Source organism: Cytobacillus sp. QJM3NY_8 (assembly GCF_056173585.1).
The window spans coordinates 512,706-533,834 of sequence record NZ_CM149681.1; the positions used below are offsets into that span (position 1 = coordinate 512,706).

21 protein-coding genes and 2 pseudogenes are annotated in these 21,129 nt (G+C 42.1%); 17 read left to right on the plus strand and 6 right to left on the minus strand.

Features of this window, described 5'->3' with window-relative positions; translation table 11 throughout:
- The first annotated feature begins 27 nt into the window (after window positions 1–27).
- The 5 genes from AC0VZ9_RS02710 (at window position 28) to panF (ending at window position 4,938) form a co-directional block, all read left to right on the plus strand.
- Window positions 28–1,515, plus strand: a complete 1,488-nt coding sequence (locus AC0VZ9_RS02710; RefSeq protein WP_009335513.1) for an amidase — start codon at window positions 28–30, stop codon at window positions 1,513–1,515.
- A 998-nt stretch (window positions 1,516–2,513) separates the two neighbouring features.
- On the plus strand, window positions 2,514–2,792 hold the full coding sequence (locus AC0VZ9_RS02715; RefSeq protein WP_034297462.1) for a hypothetical protein: 279 nt from the start codon (window positions 2,514–2,516) through the stop codon (window positions 2,790–2,792).
- Window positions 2,768–3,004 (plus strand): amidohydrolase family protein, encoded by a 237-nt coding sequence (locus AC0VZ9_RS02720; RefSeq protein ID WP_226280805.1) that lies wholly within the window; start codon window positions 2,768–2,770, stop codon window positions 3,002–3,004. Before AC0VZ9_RS02715 ends, AC0VZ9_RS02720 begins: the two co-directional genes overlap by 25 nt.
- 154 nt (window positions 3,005–3,158) lie before the next feature.
- The gene (locus AC0VZ9_RS02725) at window positions 3,159–3,461 is read left to right on the plus strand and encodes a YhdT family protein (protein WP_009335512.1); all 303 of its coding nucleotides are present in this window, start codon (window positions 3,159–3,161) and stop codon (window positions 3,459–3,461) included.
- The gene (panF, locus tag AC0VZ9_RS02730) at window positions 3,448–4,938 is read left to right on the plus strand and encodes a sodium/pantothenate symporter (RefSeq protein ID WP_083805730.1); all 1,491 of its coding nucleotides are present in this window, start codon (window positions 3,448–3,450) and stop codon (window positions 4,936–4,938) included. Before AC0VZ9_RS02725 ends, panF begins: the two co-directional genes overlap by 14 nt.
- Window positions 4,939–5,469: 531 nt before the next feature.
- Here panF and AC0VZ9_RS02735 read toward each other — a convergent pair.
- Both AC0VZ9_RS02735 and AC0VZ9_RS02740 read right to left on the minus strand, forming a co-directional pair.
- Window positions 5,470–6,630 (minus strand): annotated as a pseudogene (locus AC0VZ9_RS02735) (IS3 family transposase).
- Window positions 6,631–7,064: 434 nt separating this feature from the next.
- Window positions 7,065–7,442 carry a VOC family protein gene (locus AC0VZ9_RS02740; RefSeq protein ID WP_009335508.1) on the minus strand — a complete coding sequence of 126 codons (378 nt, stop codon included), beginning with the start codon at window positions 7,440–7,442 and terminating at the stop codon, window positions 7,065–7,067.
- A gap of 141 nt (window positions 7,443–7,583) precedes the next feature.
- Here AC0VZ9_RS02740 and AC0VZ9_RS02745 point away from each other — a divergent pair, with 141 nt between their 5' ends.
- Window positions 7,584–7,943, plus strand: coding sequence for a hypothetical protein (locus AC0VZ9_RS02745; protein WP_009335507.1), 360 nt, complete (start codon window positions 7,584–7,586; stop codon window positions 7,941–7,943).
- 26 nt (window positions 7,944–7,969) lie between these two features.
- Here the strand turns inward: AC0VZ9_RS02745 and AC0VZ9_RS02750 are convergent, their stop codons facing one another.
- The 3 genes from AC0VZ9_RS02750 to AC0VZ9_RS02760 all read right to left on the minus strand — a co-directional run bounded on the left by AC0VZ9_RS02750 (window position 7,970) and on the right by AC0VZ9_RS02760 (window position 10,991).
- A complete protein-coding gene (locus AC0VZ9_RS02750) occupies window positions 7,970–8,101 on the minus strand; it encodes a hypothetical protein (protein WP_019381124.1) in 132 nt (43 codons plus the stop codon).
- A 468-nt stretch (window positions 8,102–8,569) separates the two neighbouring features.
- Window positions 8,570–10,288 (minus strand): sensor histidine kinase, encoded by a 1,719-nt coding sequence (locus AC0VZ9_RS02755; protein WP_009335505.1) that lies wholly within the window; start codon window positions 10,286–10,288, stop codon window positions 8,570–8,572.
- Window positions 10,275–10,991: a response regulator transcription factor gene (locus AC0VZ9_RS02760; RefSeq protein WP_009335504.1), complete on the minus strand. Its 717-nt coding sequence runs from the start codon at window positions 10,989–10,991 to the stop codon at window positions 10,275–10,277. The genes AC0VZ9_RS02755 and AC0VZ9_RS02760 overlap by 14 nt, the downstream gene beginning before the upstream one ends.
- Window positions 10,992–11,142: 151 nt before the next feature.
- Here AC0VZ9_RS02760 and AC0VZ9_RS02765 point away from each other — a divergent pair, with 151 nt between their 5' ends.
- From AC0VZ9_RS02765 to AC0VZ9_RS02790, 6 genes and pseudogenes are all read left to right on the plus strand, one after another.
- Entirely contained in the window at window positions 11,143–11,832 is a 690-nt protein-coding gene (locus AC0VZ9_RS02765) for an ABC transporter permease (RefSeq protein ID WP_071159671.1), read from the plus strand.
- Window positions 11,832–12,737, plus strand: coding sequence for an ABC transporter ATP-binding protein (locus AC0VZ9_RS02770; protein ID WP_034297459.1), 906 nt, complete (start codon window positions 11,832–11,834; stop codon window positions 12,735–12,737). The genes AC0VZ9_RS02765 and AC0VZ9_RS02770 overlap by 1 nt, the downstream gene beginning before the upstream one ends.
- Before the next feature lie 16 nt (window positions 12,738–12,753).
- A pseudogene (locus AC0VZ9_RS02775) lies at window positions 12,754–13,247 on the plus strand (PH domain-containing protein).
- Complete coding sequence (locus tag AC0VZ9_RS02780; protein WP_009335500.1) at window positions 13,244–14,698, plus strand: PH domain-containing protein; 1,455 nt, start codon at window positions 13,244–13,246, stop codon at window positions 14,696–14,698. The pseudogene AC0VZ9_RS02775 and the gene AC0VZ9_RS02780 overlap by 4 nt, the downstream one beginning before the upstream one ends.
- Window positions 14,699–14,778: 80 nt before the next feature.
- Window positions 14,779–15,075: a hypothetical protein gene (locus AC0VZ9_RS02785; RefSeq protein WP_198286735.1), complete on the plus strand. Its 297-nt coding sequence runs from the start codon at window positions 14,779–14,781 to the stop codon at window positions 15,073–15,075.
- On the plus strand, window positions 14,985–15,881 hold the full coding sequence (locus AC0VZ9_RS02790; RefSeq protein WP_009335499.1) for a serine hydrolase: 897 nt from the start codon (window positions 14,985–14,987) through the stop codon (window positions 15,879–15,881). Before AC0VZ9_RS02785 ends, AC0VZ9_RS02790 begins: the two co-directional genes overlap by 91 nt.
- Window positions 15,882–15,967: 86 nt before the next feature.
- Here the strand turns inward: AC0VZ9_RS02790 and AC0VZ9_RS02795 are convergent, their stop codons facing one another.
- Window positions 15,968–16,150: a hypothetical protein gene (locus tag AC0VZ9_RS02795; RefSeq protein ID WP_034297457.1), complete on the minus strand. Its 183-nt coding sequence runs from the start codon at window positions 16,148–16,150 to the stop codon at window positions 15,968–15,970.
- Window positions 16,151–16,384: 234 nt separating this feature from the next.
- Here AC0VZ9_RS02795 and AC0VZ9_RS02800 point away from each other — a divergent pair, with 234 nt between their 5' ends.
- The 5 genes from AC0VZ9_RS02800 to AC0VZ9_RS02820 all read left to right on the plus strand — a co-directional run bounded on the left by AC0VZ9_RS02800 (window position 16,385) and on the right by AC0VZ9_RS02820 (window position 21,095).
- Window positions 16,385–17,053 (plus strand): response regulator transcription factor, encoded by a 669-nt coding sequence (locus AC0VZ9_RS02800; protein WP_009335498.1) that lies wholly within the window; start codon window positions 16,385–16,387, stop codon window positions 17,051–17,053.
- Window positions 17,050–18,411, plus strand: a complete 1,362-nt coding sequence (locus AC0VZ9_RS02805; protein WP_251156686.1) for a sensor histidine kinase — start codon at window positions 17,050–17,052, stop codon at window positions 18,409–18,411. The genes AC0VZ9_RS02800 and AC0VZ9_RS02805 overlap by 4 nt, the downstream gene beginning before the upstream one ends.
- Before the next feature lie 333 nt (window positions 18,412–18,744).
- Window positions 18,745–19,656: an ABC transporter ATP-binding protein gene (locus tag AC0VZ9_RS02810; protein ID WP_251156687.1), complete on the plus strand. Its 912-nt coding sequence runs from the start codon at window positions 18,745–18,747 to the stop codon at window positions 19,654–19,656.
- Window positions 19,653–20,363 (plus strand): ABC transporter permease, encoded by a 711-nt coding sequence (locus tag AC0VZ9_RS02815; RefSeq protein WP_009335495.1) that lies wholly within the window; start codon window positions 19,653–19,655, stop codon window positions 20,361–20,363. The genes AC0VZ9_RS02810 and AC0VZ9_RS02815 overlap by 4 nt, the downstream gene beginning before the upstream one ends.
- Window positions 20,364–21,095: an ABC transporter permease gene (locus AC0VZ9_RS02820; RefSeq protein WP_009335494.1), complete on the plus strand. Its 732-nt coding sequence runs from the start codon at window positions 20,364–20,366 to the stop codon at window positions 21,093–21,095.
- Window positions 21,096–21,129: the final 34 nt, after the last annotated feature.

A 21,129-nucleotide genomic window follows, 5' to 3' on the forward strand; every position in this document is an offset into this window, starting at 1 on the left:
CGAACAAATATGAAGGAGTGAAACTTTGTGAAATTAGTGATGAACTGGGATGAATGGGCTAACCTTGATGCTATCGGTCTCGCCGAATTGGTACGTAAGGGGCAGATTACCCCGGGGGAGGTGGCTCAACAGGTTACCCTCGCTATCGACGCCCTAAATCCTGAGGTTAACGCCATTATTGAGGTCTTTGATGATGCGGTCAATGATCCCATGAAGGACGGAACGAATCCTGATGGGGTTTTCGCGGGAGTACCATATCTGATGAAGGATATAGGGCCCACTCTTAAAGGGCGCCTGCAGGAGATGGGTTCTCTGCTGATGCGCGGAAATCGTTCTGCAGCGGATAGCTTTCTGACCAAGCGCATCCGCCAGGCCGGTCTCAATATTATCGGACGGACGACAACGCCAGAGTATGGGCTCTGCAGTTCAGCCGAAAATCCAGCGGTCTATGTTACACGAAATCCGTGGAACCTTGACTATACAACCTGCGGCTCTTCAGCGGGCACGGCAGCTGCGGTTGCAGCCGGCATCATTCCTATATCACATGCGACTGATGGTGGCGGTTCGATTCGAATTCCCGCGGGAGTAAACGGAAATATCGGTCTAAAGCCGTCCCGCGGCGTCTTTTCGGTAGCTCCCAACGGTTCGGACTTGATGGGCTCGGTCTCCGCTCAGGGCTGCAACTCACGCACCATACGTGACACTGCTGCCTTTGTGGATAGTTGCAGAGGTGGAGCACCTGGCGAGTTCATGCCATATTGGATGCCATCGCAGCCTTACTCCGAGCTCATCCGCCGGGATCCAGGAAGACTTCGTATCGCCGTTTCACATCAGTGGGGCGATTACCGGGCTACACCGCAAATTGTTGCTGAATTGGAGCGGGCGGCAAGCTTCCTAGAGACACTTGGACATCACGTAGAGTGGGTAACCCCAGACATTGACTTTCATGCCGCCTACGCTGCGCAAACCGATTGCTATATCATGAATTTTTCACAAGTGATTTCGGGTCTCTTGGAGCAAAAAGGCTTGGAACGGCCACCAGCCGATCTTGTTGAACCGATGTGCATTCGGGTCTGGGAAGAGGGCCGTTTCGCATCCTATACGCAACGCGCCAATATGCAAGCGGTGTTCAACGATACTTCCCGTAGGCTAGGCACCTTCTTTGGTGACTGGGATATCATCCTGACCCCAACGATGGCCCTGCCTACGCCAAAGGTTGGAACGACGGAGTATCTGACTATCAGCGGTAATCCATCAGTCTATGACTGGTTCGAGAACCTATGGCGAATATTCGCTTATACTCCAATCGCCAACCTCTGTGGTCTTCCGGGCATCTCATTGCCGATGGCAGAGCTCGAGAACGGGCTGCCGCTTGGAATACACGCGCTCACACGGCAAGGAGATGATGGGTTGCTTCTTCAACTCGGAGCCCAGATTGAGCGCGCCCTGAATGGAAAATGGAACCGTGGGCGGCGACCTGATGTCCACGTAGCATCGATTTTAACGACGATTTAATGGTGGTATCGCGGGCGGCGACTCGACGCCGCTCGCCTTAAACAGGATCCAGGAGACGATAGCAGGAAAGACAGGGATGGACTACCAGGCGTAAGACTTACTAACCAATCATTCCTGTTACTCTATGTAAAGTTAAAAAGTGAATGATGACCCATAGTAAATTACCTTATTCCCACCTCTTCTGTTTAGTCTGAAAAGTAATAATTTTGTGAATAATCATGGAGCATGTGCCGGTATAATCGTGGACTTGCATTAGTTACATATTTAACGATAAGTGAAGCTACCATTGGTAACTTGTTCCCCTCGTTACCACAAGCCTTACAAGATCTGAACATTGGTATTGTTTCAGTGATGTTTAACTGTTTAATCATGATTAGCGTAAGTCTACTTACTCGTAAGTTTACAATCCAAGACAGAATAGAGGAAAGAAGAAAAAATTGAACCCAGAATTGTTTAAAGGAATTGCTGTGCGAGGGCTTTTTTGCGGAATGTATGCCATGATTACTGTTTTCATCAGTAATATGATAAATAACCGGATGACTGTAGAAGTTCATGTTGTATCTATGGAAAGATAACTGCATTTGGGGAGCCTAAAGGGGCTGAAGTAGATGAATGACAAAGGCAAAGGAAACTTCCTGCCTCTAGCCTTACGTAGGTATTAACTACATTCAATACTTATTAAAAAACAGGAATCATTTCTCATTCAGCGTTAAGACTTCCAAAGGAATATGTTTATTTAGAAGTCCAGGTTTTTAACCGGACAAGGGCGAAGGGAACAAAAATTAGGCAGACTAAATACCCCAGGATTTTAACCTATTTCTAATAAAGTTTGGACATTACGATTTAAATAAGAGGGGATAAAGAATGAGTTTTGATTTTTCGCATGTAGATATTGCTTTTATTAATGGTTAGGTTCTTACAGTGAATGATAATGATGGGATTGCAGAAGCGGTTGGAATTAAAAAAATAAGATTGTATATGTAGGTACAACAGGAGAGTTGAATTCTATAATTAGTAAAGACACAAAAGTATTTGATTTAAAAGGAAAAACATTAATGCCTGGTATTATCGATTCTCACTTCCGTCCTATTTTAAATGGACTCATAGGAGATTCTATTGATTCAGCTATCATAAACATCGGCCTCTCTCGAAGTAAAAGTATAATAGAAATTCTGAATTTGTTGGAAACCGCGATAAAAAACAAAAATCTGGTGAATGGATCTCAGCTTTGGGGTATGAACCAACGTCTTTATTGGAAAGCAGGCATCCAACATTAGAAGAACTAGATGCGATAGCACCCAATAATCCGATTCACTGTAACAGTGCATACGCCAGTTATGAAGAAGATATAAAAGAGAGTATAGAAGTTGGAAAATTAGCAGATATCATAGTATTGGACCGAGATATATTGTCTTGTTCAAAAGAAAGATTTAATGAAGTTAAAGTCGAAATGACAATGATAGACGGGGATTTTGAGTATATTCGATGAGAAGAAAGTATTAAGGCTTAAGGTGATTAGTCAATAAAAAAGTAAAGCTGTTTATTAATTAAAAAGCAGACTGACTTTAACCACCCATTTACAATTGACTATAGGACCCATAATGTACTACTTTATCCAAAACTTAGGGGAGGGGAAATGATAAATGCCATTAAAATTTACAAAAAAGGAAAGAGAAAAACAGATAAAAAAAGAGGCCATTATATGTACAGTCATGTATATTGTGTTTTTTATCTGGTGGTTAGTAACGGGGGTTGGTTTGGGAAGTAAAGATCCATCTGAGTATATATATATTCTAGGATTTCCTATGTGGTTCATACTAAGTTGTATTGTAAGCTTTGTACTTTTCTGTATTGCAACCGTAGTTGTAGTAAAGTTTTATTTTAAGGATTTTGATCTCGAAGAAACACTTGAAGAAAAGGAGGAGAGGCAAAGTGACATCATATAGCCTGATTATCCTTTCTGTATTAATTATATATATGGTTCTAACCCTTATAATTGGGATAGTTTCAAGTAAAAGACAAGCTAAGGCACAAGCTGGGAAAGGATTTATCAACAATTATTTTGTAGGTGGAAGATCAATGGGAGGGATAGTTCTGGCAATGACGTTGGTCGCGACATTTGCAAGTGCATCCAGCTTTATCGGTGGTCCAGGGATTGCATACTCAAAAGGATTAGTATGGGTATATATTTCGGTTATTCAAATACCTACAGCATTTATTGTGCTGGGCATTCTTGGAAAAAAATTCGCCATGATTTCCAGAAAAACAAATGCAGTAACAGTTACAGACTATTTACGATCCAGGTATAAGTCGCCTACAGTTGTTATCATCTCATCAATTGCTATAGTCCTATTCTTTATAGCAATGATGATGTCTCAGTTTATTGGTGGGGCGATATTACTTGAAACCATTACAGGATTACCATATGTATGGGGCTTGATTATATTTTCCATTATTGTTATCGCATACACCTCAATAGGAGGGTTTAATGCAGTTGCAATCACTGATACAATACAAGCATTTGTAATGGTGGTAGGATGTTTCTTGATTCTATTTACTGTAATAAAAGTAGCAGGAGGATATACACCGTTAATAGAGACTTTAAACACTGTCAACCCTACATGGAGTTCGCTATCCTCTGATGGTAATACTCCATTGCCATATATACTATCTTTTTGGGTATTGGTTGGTATTGGAGTACTGGGTCTACCTCAGACTGCGGTTAGAGGAATGGCTTTTAAAGATACAAAATCATTACATCAGGCAATGATTTATGGAACAGTTGTAGTTGGAACTTTGATGATAGTCATGACTATTGTTGGTGTATTTGCACCAGCTGTTTTAGATCCTTCAGAATTCAAAAATACAGACTATGTAATACCAATGATTGTACTTAAGTATATGAATCCAGTAGTCGCGGGACTGTTTATTGCAGCACCACTTTCCGCAATTATGTCTACAGTATCATCCCTATTACTACTAGCTTCTGCTGCAATTGTCAAAGATATTTATATGAATTATTTTGTAAGCAGAGAAACCGAAGAAAAAGGATCAGCATTTGAGGAGAAAATTGGTAAACTCACCATCTTTTCTACTGTTTTAGTTGGAGCAATCACAGTTTTTCTTACCTTAAATCCTCCTGAATTAATTGTTTGGATAAATTTGTTTGCTATGGGTGGGCTAGAATGTGCATTTCTTTGCCCGATTATATTTGGACTTTATTGGAAAAAGGCAAATGCAACAGGTGCAATTTTTTCATCCGTTATCGGAGTTGCAATGTTTTTAATCTTGAGTACCACAGGCGTGACAATACTTGGTACTAGCCCAATAGTAATTTCAATACTTACTTCGGTAATTGCGTTTATTATTGGCAGTTTGTTAGGGAAAAAATCTGATAGAGAAACTCTCGAATTATTCTATTAGTTTGATTATAACAAGCGAAAAGTGTTAATAAAAACCTCAAAAGAGCAGGTTGGGCCATGTCCCTTGACATGGAGCCTTGTACGAACTGTATGGCTATCGCCTACATACTGTAGGTTCCTGTCTTGAAAGATGAATGAATTATCCCTTTAAAAGTGATGAAGTCAGCATCCGGATATTACGTAGGAAGGCAATACGTGGAAGATGGGGTGTGGTTTTCAAAAGATCGAATCAAATGAGGGCCAGTCTTTAGTAGACTGGCCCTTTTTCATTAATATTCAGAAATCCGGACAAATTTTGAGGAGTCATTATGACTATTAAGTCATTACATTGAACGCTTACATTAATAGATAGGCTAATGGTGTTACAACAATTAAACTTAAAATTGTACGTTCTAGCCAAATAACAAGAAGTTTGGGGATACTGATACTACGTCAAAAAAATAGACACAGATTTTTCTACCGCGCTTTCGCTTGGTGGCCTTCATAAAAAAGTTTAAATAAAGAGCGATTTAAACTTTTTTATGAAGGAAAATCATGCTGCCGAATTTCCATACATTCGCTCAAATTCATTCGGTGTATTGTACCCCAGGGTTGAATGGATCCGCTTGGAATTGTAGAAAAACTCAATGTACTCAAATAACGATTTCTTCGCGTCCTCTCTTGTTTTATACATTGTTTGATACACTAGCTCACGTTTAAGAATACCGTGAAAGGATTCGATACAGGCGTTATCGTAACAGTTTCCTTTTCGGCTCATGCTGCTTATCATATTGTACTTAAATAATAGTTTCTGATATTCAGAGGAGGCATACTGAACACCGCGGTATGAATGGTGTATAACACCTTTCCCAGGTTTCTGACGTTTATAAGCCGTTTTTAAAGCAGAGATAACCAATTCCTTTGTCATAGTTTTGTTCATAGCCCAACCAATTATTTTACGAGAATAAAGGTCCAATACAGTTGCCAAATACAACCAGCCCTCATTGGTCGGAATATATGTGATATCCGCAACCCATAACTGGTTTGGTTTACTTGCTTTAAACTGTCGATCTAGGACATTTTCACTTACTGGATGTTGATGTTTAGAATTAGTTGTAGCCTTAAATTTATTGACCGTACAGGACCTCCATTGACTCTTTGTCATAATACGTGAAACCGTACGCTCACTAACTTCCACACCACGTTTATTTAGCGTTTTAGCGATTTTGACACTGCCGTAACGCTGATTGAATTCTAGGTGGGTCTGTAGAATCTCTTGTGATAATTTCTCATGTTGCTTCTGCTTATCACTTTTCGGTCGCTTTAACCATTTGAAGTATCCACTTTTGGAAACCCCCAGAACGCTGCACATCTTCTCCACTCGGAATTGGGAGCGATTTTCATGAATGAATTTATATTTTTACCGAGGGCTTTTCGCGAAGTAGTACATAGCCTTTTTTAAGATTTCATTCTCCTCCTTGAGATCACGAATTTCCTTCTGTAAAGCTCTAAACTCAGCTTCTTCAGAAGAGAACGATTGGACAGCCTTAATCTCTGGTTGTTGGCCATATTTCTTCACCCAGCCATGTAAAGTATTCTCGTTCACATCCACCTCTCTAGCTACTTGAGCTACAGACTTTTGGTTTTCTCTGATGTACTTTACTGTTTCAATTTTAAATGCTTCATCGTACCGTTTGCCATTATTTCTTGCCATAAGACACACCTCGTTATAGTTGATATTTTTATTATATCAATCTGTGTCTACTTTTTAGTCTAGCATCAAATAGTAAACCAGCAACCTTTGATTTCCTTGGCTTTAGACACTATTGTGGGAAAAGTAAAAAGGGGAAATTTCAGGTGAAACGGAAATCGAATAGGAAGAAAATCCAAGGTAAACTAAAAGAGTCTAAAGAATGGCTGAAGAAGAATAGAAATAAGAATATTCATATAATCATGGACAGATTTAGACGCTCGCTTATTGGTTATTACAACTACTATTGCACTGATAATATCCTAAATGTCAGCGAGTAATGAAGGCATTGCTCCAAATGGAGAAAAAAATTGATTTGAATACTTTGAAGAAAGCATTTGAAGGCTAAGAGAAAAAGACCTGTCCACTCCGCATTTGAAGGACAGGTCTTCTTAGGATTACTTATCCTCTCTCAATAAGTAGTTATTTCCATCCTGGTCTTTAAACGTAAACATAGTTCCAAAAGGCATTTTTAGCATATCTTCAACTTCCACGCCATTTTGTTTCATTTGTTCATAGGCAGCTTCAATATCAGATGTGCTGAAAAGAATGGATGGGTGGGCAACTGCAGAAGGGTTTTGCTGTTTCATGGCTTCCTTAGAATAAAGAACTAAAGTTGTAAATTCATCATTGCTTGGACCAACTTCAATCCAGGCAGCATTTTGTCCCATAGGCTGCTCGAGCTTTAGAACAAATCCCATTTTGTTCAGCCAAAAATCCTTTGCCTGTTCCTGGTCCTCAACGTATACTGTGATTTTTCCAATTTTATTGATCATAAAAAAAACTCCTTTGTTTCCATTCTTATATAAGGATTTTATCAGTCCATGCCGGCAAAAACAATTTCAGTATTGGAAAGGTTCGCGTGAATTCACCCCTAATTGGAGATAATTACTGTAAACATTGAGAGGAGAGGGGTTATGAACATAGATTCCATACGGTTCACCGATCCTCCTGTCCATCATCAATTTCCGCCATTATATGAGAATTTGGGTCTTCCCGAGGTTTCTTCCTTTATTGAGCAAAAGTATGAATTTGATTTTACTGCAGGAAAAACAAAAAGAACTGGGCATGGAAGTATTCGAGTGTATAAGCAATCTGGTGAATTCAAGGTAATAATCTCTGAAAAATTGACCGGATTCGGGCCAAAAAGGCTTGAAAAGCTTGCGAGTCTGCTTATGGAGGAGGTTAAAGAACGATTTATCAGCAATATTGAAGATGAAACTAAACCACGAAAAGTATACCACATGCATTTTGGCCGTAATGACAGGGATAAATAGGGACAGTTTAACTGTCCCATATGTCCTTACTTGGTGTTGTCTCTTTGGGCTTTTAAAGCGACTCTTTCAAGACCATTTTCTCTGTCATCCGCAAATTCTGTATCCTTAGGAAGTGCATTATTCTTATGATCTGATTGGTTTTTCTTATTCTTTGCCATGAGTTTCACCCCCTTTATATTCATTAAGGCGTCTGCGTTTTTAGTTTGCATTCTTTTTATGAGGCTATGCCTTGCGCTGGGATTTTTATTAGTATTAGCCTGGGACTAAAATGAGACATTATCTAGTTCAATCAAACGTTTGATTGAATTGAATTAGAAAGAAAAAAGAGTGCACTTTGGCATTCTTTTTATATAATTTTGAACATCGATAACAGTCTAGCTCCAGTGCCTGCCCCCTCGAGGTCACAAGCATGAATTTGTTGCGGCTCCTAGGGACTCGGGGTAAGAAGCCGTTTCCTTTCAAAAGGGAGAACGCCTTCCTGCAGGACCGTCTTATGCCTGAGGCCGCAGGACAGGAAAGGCTTCGAAAGCATAAACATCGCACGACCGAAAGCGGAAGCTTTTGGAAGGACGTGCCGATCTTAGTCTGCGTTCCTTCATGGGCAAGGAGCTTCCGCTTTTCTTATGTTAATTGACTGGCAGCATAATCCGGATGAGGGTGCCGTTTTGCGGCTCGCTTTGAACATTGATGGTACCTCCATGGAGGTGGACAAGCTGTTTGGTGATGGCCATGCCCAGTCCCGATCCGCTTCCTGTTTCTCCTGTATGGGTTCCTCTATAGTAGCGGCTGAAGAGCTTTCCGAGTGTGACGCTGTCCATGCCGATGCCATCATCCTTAATGTTAATGACAATCAGATGTTCTTCTATGGAAGAGAGGCTAACGGAAATGGCTGTGCCTGGCGGGTTATATTTAATCGCGTTGGCTATGATATTATCCAAAATCCGCTGAAACCATTTGGGGTCAATGGAAGCCGTAATGGATTCAGGGTGCGGAGTGAAATGGAATGTTCTGTCCTGATAGACTGGATCATTAATGTAATGAATGATGATTCGGCGAATGAATTCGTTTAAGTCGGTCCGCATTTTGGCAATTGGGAGAGCATTGTTCTTGAGACGGTAAGTTAAAGTTAAGTCCTCCAGCAGGTCCATCATGTAATCCGATTTTTCAGCCATAATGAGGGCGAACTCCTTTGTTTCCTTTTCGGACCATGTGTAATCATTGGAGGCAAGCATTTGAGCATATCCGGAAATAGAGGATAGCGGAGTTTTTAAATCATGGGAAAGACCGCTGATCCATTCTTCTCTAGTATTGGCCATCATCCGCTGCTGCTTCTCATTTTGCTGAAGAGTTTCGGTAAGCTGTGTTAAGGTTGTAATCAATTCTTTATAAATACGGAACTTTCTTTTCAATTTTCCTTTTCTGCTGAGTGTTACCGGATTGCCATGGACATCTGCCGGCTCCTGATACAGCCCGCTCCCCAGGTTTTGAATCCATTTCATTAATGTCAGCAGAGGTACACCGAATTTGCGTGCATACCAGAGAGTTCCGCCCAGAAGCAGCAGAAATGCCATGACAAAAATGATAATGAGACTTCTATTTAGGCTTTCAAATAAACTTTTTTCCAGAGTGGATGCCTTATTGTCAGCAGGAATCCCTAACAGGATGGCACTTTCTGTGTTTTGGTCAAAGTATACTGCTGGTGTGCTGCCTTCCGTATCCTGCTCTGCGAATAGCTTTCTGACTGAGTATTTGTTCGGCTGATTTTTGGCTCCATACTCATCCACTACATTGCCTTCAGGAGCAATAAGCTGGACCCAGGCATTTCTCCTGGATATTTCGTCCTCTGCGTTTTCAGAAAGGTTCAGCTTCTGTTGTTTCCAATCCACACGCCGGGATATTTGATTCAGAAGTTTAGTCTCAGCCTTGGCTTTTCCAAAAAGGACAAAATGCGGTTTAGTGCCGATCTTCCAATATGTATAATGGGCTTCACTGCTTTCCCCATAAGTAATGGCGGCGATTTCACTTTTCTTTAACTTTTTAGGAGCTTTATCCGGCATATTGAAAGTGCCCAGAACATCCCCGGTTTCATTAATGGCAAGGAGCCATCCATTCTGTTCCTTTGCCAGGCTTTTCAATTCCTCTTTAAAAAAGGCCTTCCCGTCTTTAAAGCTAACATGGTCAGATACAAAATAATCTTCAGCTTTGGAGAGATCCTGTTTGGATTCGAAATCCATCATTGAAAAACCAAGAAAAGCCCAAAAAGAAATCAGAATGATAAAAAAGAGCACAAAAACGGTAATTAATTGGACAAAAAATTGAAAGATGAATCGTCTATGGATGTTCATGAATACTGCCTTCCGGAACAAATTTATAGCCAAGTCCCCTTACTGTAATAATGTGGCAGGGGCTGCTTGGATTGCTTTCAATTTTCTCCCGGAGCTTTCGGATGTGCACCATGACCGTGTTATCCTCACCGAATCCTTCTTCTCCCCATACATGCTCATATAGCTGGCTTTTGCTGAAAAGCTGATTGGGATGTTTGCTTAAGAATAGGAGAAGCTGGTAGACTTGCGCTGGCAGGTCTATCCTTTTTCCAGAAACAGTAACTTCCCCTGCTGAAGTATTGATCTTAATTCTGCCAAAATCATAGATTGTCTGTACGGGAACAGGCTGACTTCCTTTATGTCGGCGCAAGTGTGCTTTAATTCGCGCAGCCACTTCAAGCGGATTAAAGGGCTTGGTAATATAATCATCTGCTCCTAAGGCAAATCCTGAAAGTTTATCAAGGTCGGTGGATCGTGCAGTAAGAAAGAAGATGGGAGCATCAGTCGTTTCCCTTATTAAAGGGCAAATATCAAAACCGCTGCGATCAGGGAGCATCACATCCAATAGAATAAGATCATAGGTATAGGACCTGCAGCGCTCTAATGCTTGTGCAGCAGTAGAGGCTGTATCGATATTTCTGAATTGTTCACGCTGCAAAATCGTGCATAGCATGTGCAAAATGGCTTGTTCGTCATCAACAAGCAGTAATCTTGAATCTTGCATGGTTATTCTCCTAATCTAGTTTGTTCAAACCTATCATATCACTCCATTTCCAAAAATATAGGAATTAAGGAAAAATTAAGGTAGTATTTCAGAGTGGTTAAGATTGACGGTATATACTTTACTCAGAATCACGCTGAAGGGAGCATGGAAAATGTTTGTGATGTGCAAGAGAGAGTTTATAAGTCTTTTTAAAGGAATTAAATCCATTATTATGATTGCCATATTATTTGCAGTATCGTATTATGCAGCGAAGTTTTCCAGTGTACTATCATCTGGGGTGGAACTGACGGCAGGTGAGGCTGAGGATATCCACACGATCGGTCTTTTAAGTGTCATTTTGCTGCTTGGACAATTATTTGTGTTCGGTTTGTCCCACGACACAATAAACAGAGAAATCCATGAGCGTACAATGAGGTTTCTGGTGACAAGGGCATCACGCTCTACTATATTATTCGGTAAATTCCTTGGAATATGGTTATTCTGGCTGTTCTGCATTGTGGTGTCTTTTTTGCTGATCAGTATCTATTCCAAGAAGTTTGATCTGTTTATTTTTTCTCAGACGATGAGTCTGGTGACTTACCAGACAGCTTTAGCTGTCCTATTATCCGTGCTTATCCCCAGACCTGGATATACCATGTTTTTAGGCAATATTCTGGGGCTGGTGCTTCCTGCTTTTGGATTTTGGGCAGCTTTGTCTCCAAATGGCTGGGTAAACTGGATGAAATACTTTATTCCTTTTTACTATTTGGAGCGGGACGATTTTACTTTTTTAGTCATACTGGGATTGGCAGGTATTATGCTGCTGGCTGCAAATACTGTTTTTAGAAGGAGGGAATGCTGATGAATGCCATCGAAGCGAAACAGCTTTCAAAAGCCTATGGTGCCCATCAGGTGGTCATGGGAATGGATTTAACCGTAAGGAAAGGCGAGATATTTGGGTTTCTCGGACGTAACGGTGCAGGTAAATCCACCTTTATTAATATGCTGACAGGCATCATTTCCTCCAGCAGCGGAACATACTCACTTCTTGGGGTTGAGGGTCCTGATAGCAAGGTGATGAAAAGAGTGGGGGTTATGCCGGATTATTCATCTCTCTATGGGTCATGGACCGCTCTGGATCATTTGCGCTTTTTCTCAGAGCTATCGGGCGCCAGGGCTTCAAAAGAGAAATGTCTGGAGGTTCTGAGAAGTGTTGATCTTTTATTACATGCCAATAAGAAAGCAGGCAAGCTCTCCTTTGGCATGAAAAAGAAACTGGGGATTGCTCAGGCTATTATTCATGATCCGGAACTGATATTTCTTGACGAGCCTACATCAGGCATGGATGCGGAATCTGTTATTCTCATTCACCGTCTCATTAAAGAACTTCAAAAACAGGGGAAGACGGTTTTTATGACTTCGCATAATCTGGATGAAGTGGAGAAGATTTGCTCAAGGATTGCCATTATGCGGGATGGAGTCATTGATAAGATTGGAACGATGGAAGAGCTGCGGGCCTTTTACCGGTCAACCATAACAGTCAAAATAAAACATTCCACCGTGCCAAAGCAGGAACAAGCTAAGCTGAAGCAATGGCTTGAGTCAGCTGGCAGTCTGCTTGAACACGGGGATGCTTATACAGTGATTACAATCAGCGATGAGAATAAGATTGCTGAAATAATAAGGGCTTTCACACAATGCAAGGCGGATGTTCTGCGGGTGGAAGTTGAAGAGCCATCGCTCGAAGAAATCTTTTTAAATGAATAATAGATGGGAGATTTATATGCAAGTAAATATAAAGGAACCTCAAAACAGGGTATCACAGAACGCCATCCGGGTATGGATCATCAGTGAGGCGATCCAAAATATCATCGGATTTGCGGTTCTCGGTTTGTTGTTTTATCTGGATGATCGATTTTCTTGGAAAGAATGGATCGGGTGGATCCTGATCATTTTATTGGCTATATCGATACCAGCGGCAATTTGGTCTTTCCTATCACCATACATTCGGTACAAAAGCTGGCGTTACGATGTGGATGAAGAATATGTCCAGCTGAAGTCAGGGGTGTAGCAGGAAAAGCATCTGCTGATCCCCATGACGAAAATACAATCGGTTGAAACTGTGCAAGGTCCCCTTATGAGGAAATACGGCCTATATTCCGTAGCATGGGGACGATGGGGTCCTCTCATGTAATACCGGCATTGCCAAAAGAGGAGGCTGTCTCATTAAGAAATAAGATAGCCAAACTTGCCAAAGTAAAGGAAGAGGACGAATGAAGCAAGCCAGAAGATATCATCCGCTTCTTATATTGTTTGGACTCATTCAATTACTAAGAAATTCAGCCTTTATTGCCCTCTTTTTATTTGTGATGAAAGCCGGCTCCCAATCCTTTCTGATTGTATGGGGACGGAAGCTTTTCCTTCCTTTTATTGCCTTGGCTGCTTTGTATGTTCTCATAGATTGGCTATCAAATAAGTATGAAGTGGACGATGCTTATATCCATTTATCCAAGGGAATCTTTGTCCGCTCCAAGAGAACTGTACCATTTACTAAAGTCCAAAATATCCAGAGACATACGTCTCTGCTTCACCGGCTATTTGGATTCACATCCCTTACCTTTGAAACAGGAATGGATGGAAGTGAGTCTGCGGTGGAGTTTAAGGTAATTTCCTTAAAAGAAGCGAACTGGCTGGAAGAGATGGTTTCAGCGAAAACGGAAGCGGAAATGCCGGAAGAGAGTGTAAAAACACTGCATTTTTCTCCCGGAAAGAAAGATCTTGTAAAAGCGGCCTTTACATCGCTAAGCTTTTTTGTACTGCTGTCTTTAATAGCTTCTATTTATACAAAAGTATCTGACTTTATTGATCTGGAAGAAAGAGGAATGGGCTTTTTGAAGGGGTTCCTTGACTCCTGGCAGGTGCAGGCTGCTGCAATCATCTTTTTTCTGATTATATCAGTACTGGCAGGTTTCTTGCGGACCTATATCAAGTATGGGAAATATGAAATATTCTCTGACGAAACCCGCATTTATATCCGCAAGGGATTCTTAGAAGAGACCTCCTTTTCTATTTCAAAAGATCGAGTCCAGGCAATAGAGATCAAGCAGAATATGATGAAACGTTTGACCGGGGTAGCTGAAGTGAAATTGGTGACTGCAGGTGATGTTGCGGAAGGAGATGAAAAGGAAGGCGTAAATTCGCTATTTCCTTTTCTGCCAGTTGATCGGGCCTGCAAGATAGCGGAGGAGATATTGCCGGCTTATGAAATTTTACAGAAGATGCATCCGCTTCCGAAAAATGCCCTATGGGCAAGCTTATTAAAGCCAAGCTTGTTATGGATTTTATCAACAGCTGCCCTGGTTTATTTCAAGCCTGAATTTCTGGGTATTGAAGAAACCTGGCTGGCAGGTTCTATCCTGCTCTTTTCCTTAATTGTCTTTGTACGAATCGCTGGGTATACAAATGCCCGTTATTTGATCAATGGCCCTTTTATTCAATTCAAAACCGGCATTGTTGGCACGAGGTTATTTATCTCTAAAAGAAGCAAGGTTATTGAGGCAGAAGTAACGGCAACACGATGGCAAAAGCTGTTTGGGCTTGCCTCCATACAGACAGTGAATCGAGGTAAGCCTGTTCAGTATGCCAGTGTGGAGAATGTGCCAGCCGATGTGGCTCCATCTTTCTATTCCTGGTATAAGAGCCGCAGGGAGGAAGTTCAAATTAAATAGAACTTTTTACCATTACAATGAAACCTCCGTGATTACCTTTCGTATTTAAATAGTACAACGTAATCATGGAGGTTTTCTTTTTGAAGATGATGTGGGTAATCACTGGAATAGTTCTTATTTTGGCAGCAGCAGCTTTGGCCTTATTCATGTATCTAAAGGGGAAAAGCAGCGGTGATCCTGAGTCAGTCATCGGGTATGTGCAGGAACACAGACATACAGACAATATGGCCTTGGTCGGCATAATGATGAAGAGTGGGTTAAAATCAATGAGGATGTACCGCTTCCTTTGGCCAGCACGGTTAAAATTATGGTGGCAATTGAATATGCGCGTCAGGCGGCGGAGGGAGAAATTGACCCCCAGGAAAAAGTCGATTTAAAGACTTTGGAAACGTACTATGTTCCTAATACAGATGGCGGAGCCCACCAGGCGTGGATTAATGGTCTTTCAGAAGAGGAGGAGAATGTTCCTCTAAGCGAAGTAGTAAATGGGATGATCGCTTACAGTTCGAATGCAAACACCGATTACCTGCTGAATGTCCTGGGAATTGAAAAGGTGAATAGACTTGCTGATGATTTGAAGCTTGCCAGTCATGAAAAGATGTATCCGATTGTCAGTGCCCTTTTTATCCCAATGGAGCTGATGGAGGAAAAGGGATTCACAAAAGAAGAGGCGCTTAAGGAATTGAAGGGCATGAGTCTTGAGGAGTATCGAAGCAGAGCTATAGACATCCATCAGAAATGGGAAAGCCATCCGCCACTCGAAAAGGGTAAGAAGGAAATATTAAGGATTCTCGATATGGATTTTCAAAGAGTATGGTCCGACAGGCTTCCGCGTGCTTCTGCTGGTGATTATGCAGAGCTTATGAGTCTATTAAACAGTAAAAGCTATTTTTCCAAGAAAGTCCATTCTTATCTGGACCCAGTTATGGAGCAGCTGCTGAAAAATCCCCGCAACCGGGAGTGGCTTCAGCATGCAGGGCAAAAGGGAGGATCAACAGCCTTTGTTTTTACCATCAGCATGTATGCAACCGGTAAAGAGGGCAATTGTACAGAAATGGCTTTCCTTGCAAATGATCTGAGCAATGCGGAGTTTAAGGAGCTTTCAAGGAATATGAACAGTTTTCAGCTTCAATTTCTGACAAACAGCGAATTCCGGAACTATGTAAAGGAGAAGCTGAATTAAGAGCTTAGAAAAAAGCATTCGCTGATAATGGCGAATGTTTTTTTACATAGTAAAAGCCCCGCTAAAAAGCGGGGCTAGGTAATGCTTTATCTCCTCTGGCTGACCCACCAGTCGATGTGATCCAGGTTGAAGACATACAAATTGCCGTAAGGTCTGAGATGCGGGATGTCTTTATTCTGAATCAGATGATGGATTTTTTCCTCTGTGAGAGGATAGCCAATAGATGCTAAATAAGTGAGCAATTCCTCAATTCGGTAAACTTTTCTCACTTCATCACCTCCCGCTAAAACTCTTTTTGGAAGAATTCTTAGTGGCAGGCAATAAGGTATTGAAAAGCTTAGTTAGTATGTACCCTGTTTATTAAGAAGTAATCATGGCGGGAAAAATGAATCCTATCAATAGTAAGTATCGTAGAATAGCAGGAAGTATTTGTTAGATTCGGGAACTTATAAGATGATGTTCAAAAGCAGAATTAGTAAAAGATAAATTAAAGGGTGGAGAGTATGGTTCGAATTTTATACATAGAAGACGAAAGCGATATTGGCAGCTGGCTGAAAAATGATTTAGAGGAAAGAGGCTATGAGGTGATCTGGCTGCAGTCTGGAGAAGGTATGGAAAATTATCTTTCTGATGCCGATATTGCCATTTTGGATGTGATGCTTCCGGGGCTTGACGGGTTTTCAATCGGGAAGCGGATTAAGAAAGTAAAGAATGACATGCCAGTACTTATGCTATCGGCAAGGACGGCGGTGGAGGATAAGCTGGAGGGCCTGAGCTTTGCTGATGATTATCTGACAAAGCCATTCCAGCCGGATGAGCTTGCTGCGAGGATTGAAGTGCTGTTAAGGCGATTTCAAAAGAATGATCAGGTGCTGGAGCTTCACCACTTACAGGTACATACAAAGGATTTGCGGATTATCAATCGGGATACAGACAATGAAATTCAATTGACAGGCAAGCAGTATCAGCTGTTTCAGCACTTCATTCGCCATCTGAATCAGATACTGACAAAAGAGCAGCTTTATGAAGGCGTTTGGGGAGAACAATATATGGAGGGCGACAAAACCCTGATGGTTCATATTCGCTATCTTCGTGAAAAACTCGAGAAGAACCCTTCCCGTCCTGAGATTATTGAGACTATCCGCGGAATCGGCTACAGGGTGAAGGTATGAAAAGGTTTTTCCAATCGCTGCAGGCGAAGTATATGACGATTATTCTGGTTGCCTTATTTCTGTTTCAGGCAGCTTACTTACTCATTGCTATGCTGGCTATGGGTCTCCAAGAGGACATCTCAGGAGAAAAAAGCAAGAATGAATCCGATCCCAATCATATTGAAGAAAAATGGCATGCGGATGCAAAAAAACTGGAGAGGGCATCACAGGAAGCCATTCTTAGTCATTTCTCCAAATGGAAAAAGAAATATCCTGATGCTTCGATGTTTTGGGTAGATGAACATGGAAACCTGATGGAACAGCTGGATGTGAAGGGGGATCTGCCTGCTAATTGGACTCCTGCCTTTACAGCGAAGTTTATTAAAGAACGGTATGGCGGAGACCCGTTTACAGTTATAAGTTTTATTGGCGGGGATGAAAAGAACGGTTTTATCGTTCTTGAAATACCGAGGAATTTATTTCTTCCACCGATAGTGGAGGTAACAGAGAAATATGGACTTCTCTTAGGAGCCGGTCTGCTTTTGATCATTACCCTGTTTATCATCGTCTCCTTTTTATTTTTCCGTGGGATCCGCAAAAGACTGCTTCATCTCCAGGAGGCGATGGAAAGACGGGATATGGATAATCTCCCGATTGGCATTGATGTGCAAAAGAATGATGAAATCGGCCAGCTGGAACAGACCTTTAATGAGATGATCTTAGAGCTCAAGGAAAGCAAGCAGCGCGAGCAGGAGGAAGAACAGCTGCGGAGGGAGCTGATCGCCAATCTGTCCCATGACCTGCGGACGCCTTTGACGAAAATCAATGCGCAAACATACTCGATTGCAAAGGAGAAGCTGTCTTCAGAAGGAAAACAGGCGGTCAAAGCGCTGGAAACCTCGATTGTTAAAATTGATAGATTGATTGAGAACCTAATGAGCTACACGCTTTTGATGGCGAGCAAGCATAAGCAGGAGCTGACCGAGCTGGATGCTGTCCGGTTTGTTCGTGAAAGTATGGCATCATGGTATCCGGTTTTTGAGAAAGAAAGTTTTGAAGTGATCATCGAGTTAGAGCCATTTCAAGAGAAATGGCAGGCAGACCCGGTGTGGCTGAGCCGTATTTTTGATAACATCCTGCAAAATGTGCTGCGGCATGCGAAGGATGGGCTTTACCTTGAAGTGGCGACTGAATCCACCGATGAGTATGATGCGATTGTTTTTATCGATCATGGGAAGGGGCTTAAAAACAGCTCCAATGAAAAAGGGGCCGGAATTGGGTTATCCATCGTTGATATGATGGTGAAGGGCATGAAACTGGAGTGGGATATCGATTCCGGTGACGAGGGCACAAGCATAAAAATCTTAAGAAAACATTAGGAGCTGCCTTATCAGGAGCTCCCTTTTTGTTTTAGATTCCATAATGTGATCAATTGGTAAATGCCAAAGAAAACTGCCAGAATAACGAGGATAATCCAGGCATAAATGTGTGGAATAAAGAAATATACGAGTAAGCAGGCAGGCAGGAACACAGCGTAGCCAATGTTAAAAAGCCTTTTAAACGTCATAAGGTTATCTTCTCCCCAAGGTGCTTACTGTATTAGACGATTGAGGAGGAAAAAAGTGTCATTTTAAACTTTAAACAAATTTTAAACTTCCCCCTACCTTTGTTTTAACCTTGACTGGCTAAGATGGAAAGTGAGGTGAGAGGGAATGGAGTATATCGTAAGAACGGAAAATTTATCAAAGCATTTTGGTCAGGAGAAAGCTGTGTCAGGTCTGGAAATGAAAATACCCAAAGGGGAAATCTACGGATTTCTGGGTCCGAATGGTGCGGGGAAAACGACAACGATCCGGATGCTTTTGGGGCTGATGAAGCCTGATTCCGGCAGAATTGAAATTTTTCAAAAAGATTTAAAGAAAGAAAGACTAAATATATTAGGACGGGTAGGCTCGCTTGTAGAATCACCGTCATATTACCCGCATTTAACGGCAAAAGAAAATCTGGAAGCAATGAGAAAAATACTTGGTGTGCCGAAACAGAGAATCGCTGAGGTGCTGGAGATTGTCCGGCTAACAGATGCCGGTGATAAGAAAGTAAAGGGCTTCTCACTCGGCATGAAGCAGCGGCTTGGAATCGCTGCTTCGCTGCTGAATAACCCGGAATTGCTGATTCTGGATGAGCCGACAAACGGTTTAGATCCTTCGGGGATTATTGAAATCCGTAATCTGATAAAAAGCCTGCCATCTGAATGCGGGATGACCGTGTTAATCTCCAGTCACTTACTTTCAGAGATTGATCAGATGGCAACAACAGTAGGTATTGTCACGAAAGGGAAGATGATTTTTCAGGATTCAATTGAAGCGATGCGCACGTATGCAAAGCAATCCGTTTTAATAAAGGTCAGCGAGAGCGACAAAGCCTGGCGCTCCCTGTTGGGAAGAGGAATGAAGGCTGGTTTGGATAGTGGTATCATTTCGCTGCCGCAGCAATCGGATGAGCAAGTGGCTGAGGCTGTTCGCGGACTTGTAGCAGATGGATTTTCCGTTTACCGGGTTGAAGAAGAAAAGCGATCATTGGAAGACATTTTCCTTCAGATGACGAGGGAGGAGCAGGCCGGATGATGGGAAAATTGCTGGCAGCTGAATTTATGAAGATTAAGCGGAAAGGAATCTGGTTCCTGACCGTACTGGGTCCAGTTGGGGTAGTAGCCATGCAGATGGTCAATTACGGGGTGCGCAAGGATTATTTGTTCGGGCAGAATGATGACCGGTGGGGATATTATTTGGACAATATCCATTCGTTTACACCGCTTGCGATTGTACTGGGCATTGTAATCCTGACCTCTTTTATGTCGAGCATTGAAAATGAAACGAACGCCTGGAAACAGCTGATTGCATTGCCAGTTTCAAAGATGAGCGTGTATTTATCGAAGTTCACGGTGCTAATGGTTCTGCTCCTGGTTTCTTCTGTGCTTTTGATGCTGTTTACAATCGCTTTTGGATTGTTTCTGGATTTGGGCGGGGAGATTCCGTATTCCGGTCTGCTGAAATATAGCTTTTACCCTTTTTTTGCGGCATTACCTGTTTTGGCGCTGCAGCTTTGGGTAGCGACTGTGAGTGTAAACCAGGGGGTGCCCATAACTATGGGGATTTTGGGTGTGATTCTGACATATGCTGGTTTTACTTTGCCGGATTGGCTGATTTGGAAATGGCCGCTGCTGCTGAATGAGTGGAATGAACCGCTCATCAACGTCCTGCTTGGAATTGGAGCCGGCGTTTTATTATACACAGCCGGCATGATTGATTTTGCGAGAAGGGATGTGAAATAGATGCTGTCTATTTTGAAGTCGGAGTGGTTTAAACTGCGAAAATCAAAGATCTTCGGCATTCTTTTAGTGGGGCCGCTGATTGGGCTTGGTGCCGGGATTGGGGCAAATACAGCTGAAACGGCGGGAGTGATGAATGAATGGTACATGCTTTTGATTTATATGAATTTGCCTTATTCGATCCTCTTTTTGCCGTTAGTTACAGGGGTTCTGGCAAGCCTTGTCTGCCGGTATGAGCATCAGGCCGGAGGCTGGAAGCAGCTTTTGGCGCTGCCTGTCACAAGGGGAAAAGTGTTTGCAGCTAAGTATGCGCTAATCCTGCTATTGGTTTTGCTTATCCAGTTATTTTATTTAGCTGCCATTTTTGGAGCAGGATTGTATAAAGGTGTGCCCGATCCGTTTCCGGCAGCGATTATCTGGAAAAGCATATTGGGAGGCTGGGTGGCGACTTTCCCCTTAGTCGCTCTGCAGCTGTGGATGTCCGTCTGGTTCAAAAGCTTTGCGGCACCTTTTGCGGTCAACGTCGTTTTTACGCTGCCATCCATTCTGGCGATGAATTCCGAGAAAGTGGGTCCCTATTATCCATGGGCACAGCCATTTGCAATGATGTATCCTGCGGCAGGTACGGGTGATATTTTCTTTATACCATGGGAACAGCTTTTGACTGTAATCGGCGGATTCTTTTTATTGTTTTATCTGGGCGGCTATTTTTATTTTCAGCGGAAGGCTGTGTAGACAGGATACCAGGGGAGAGATCTCCTGGTATTTA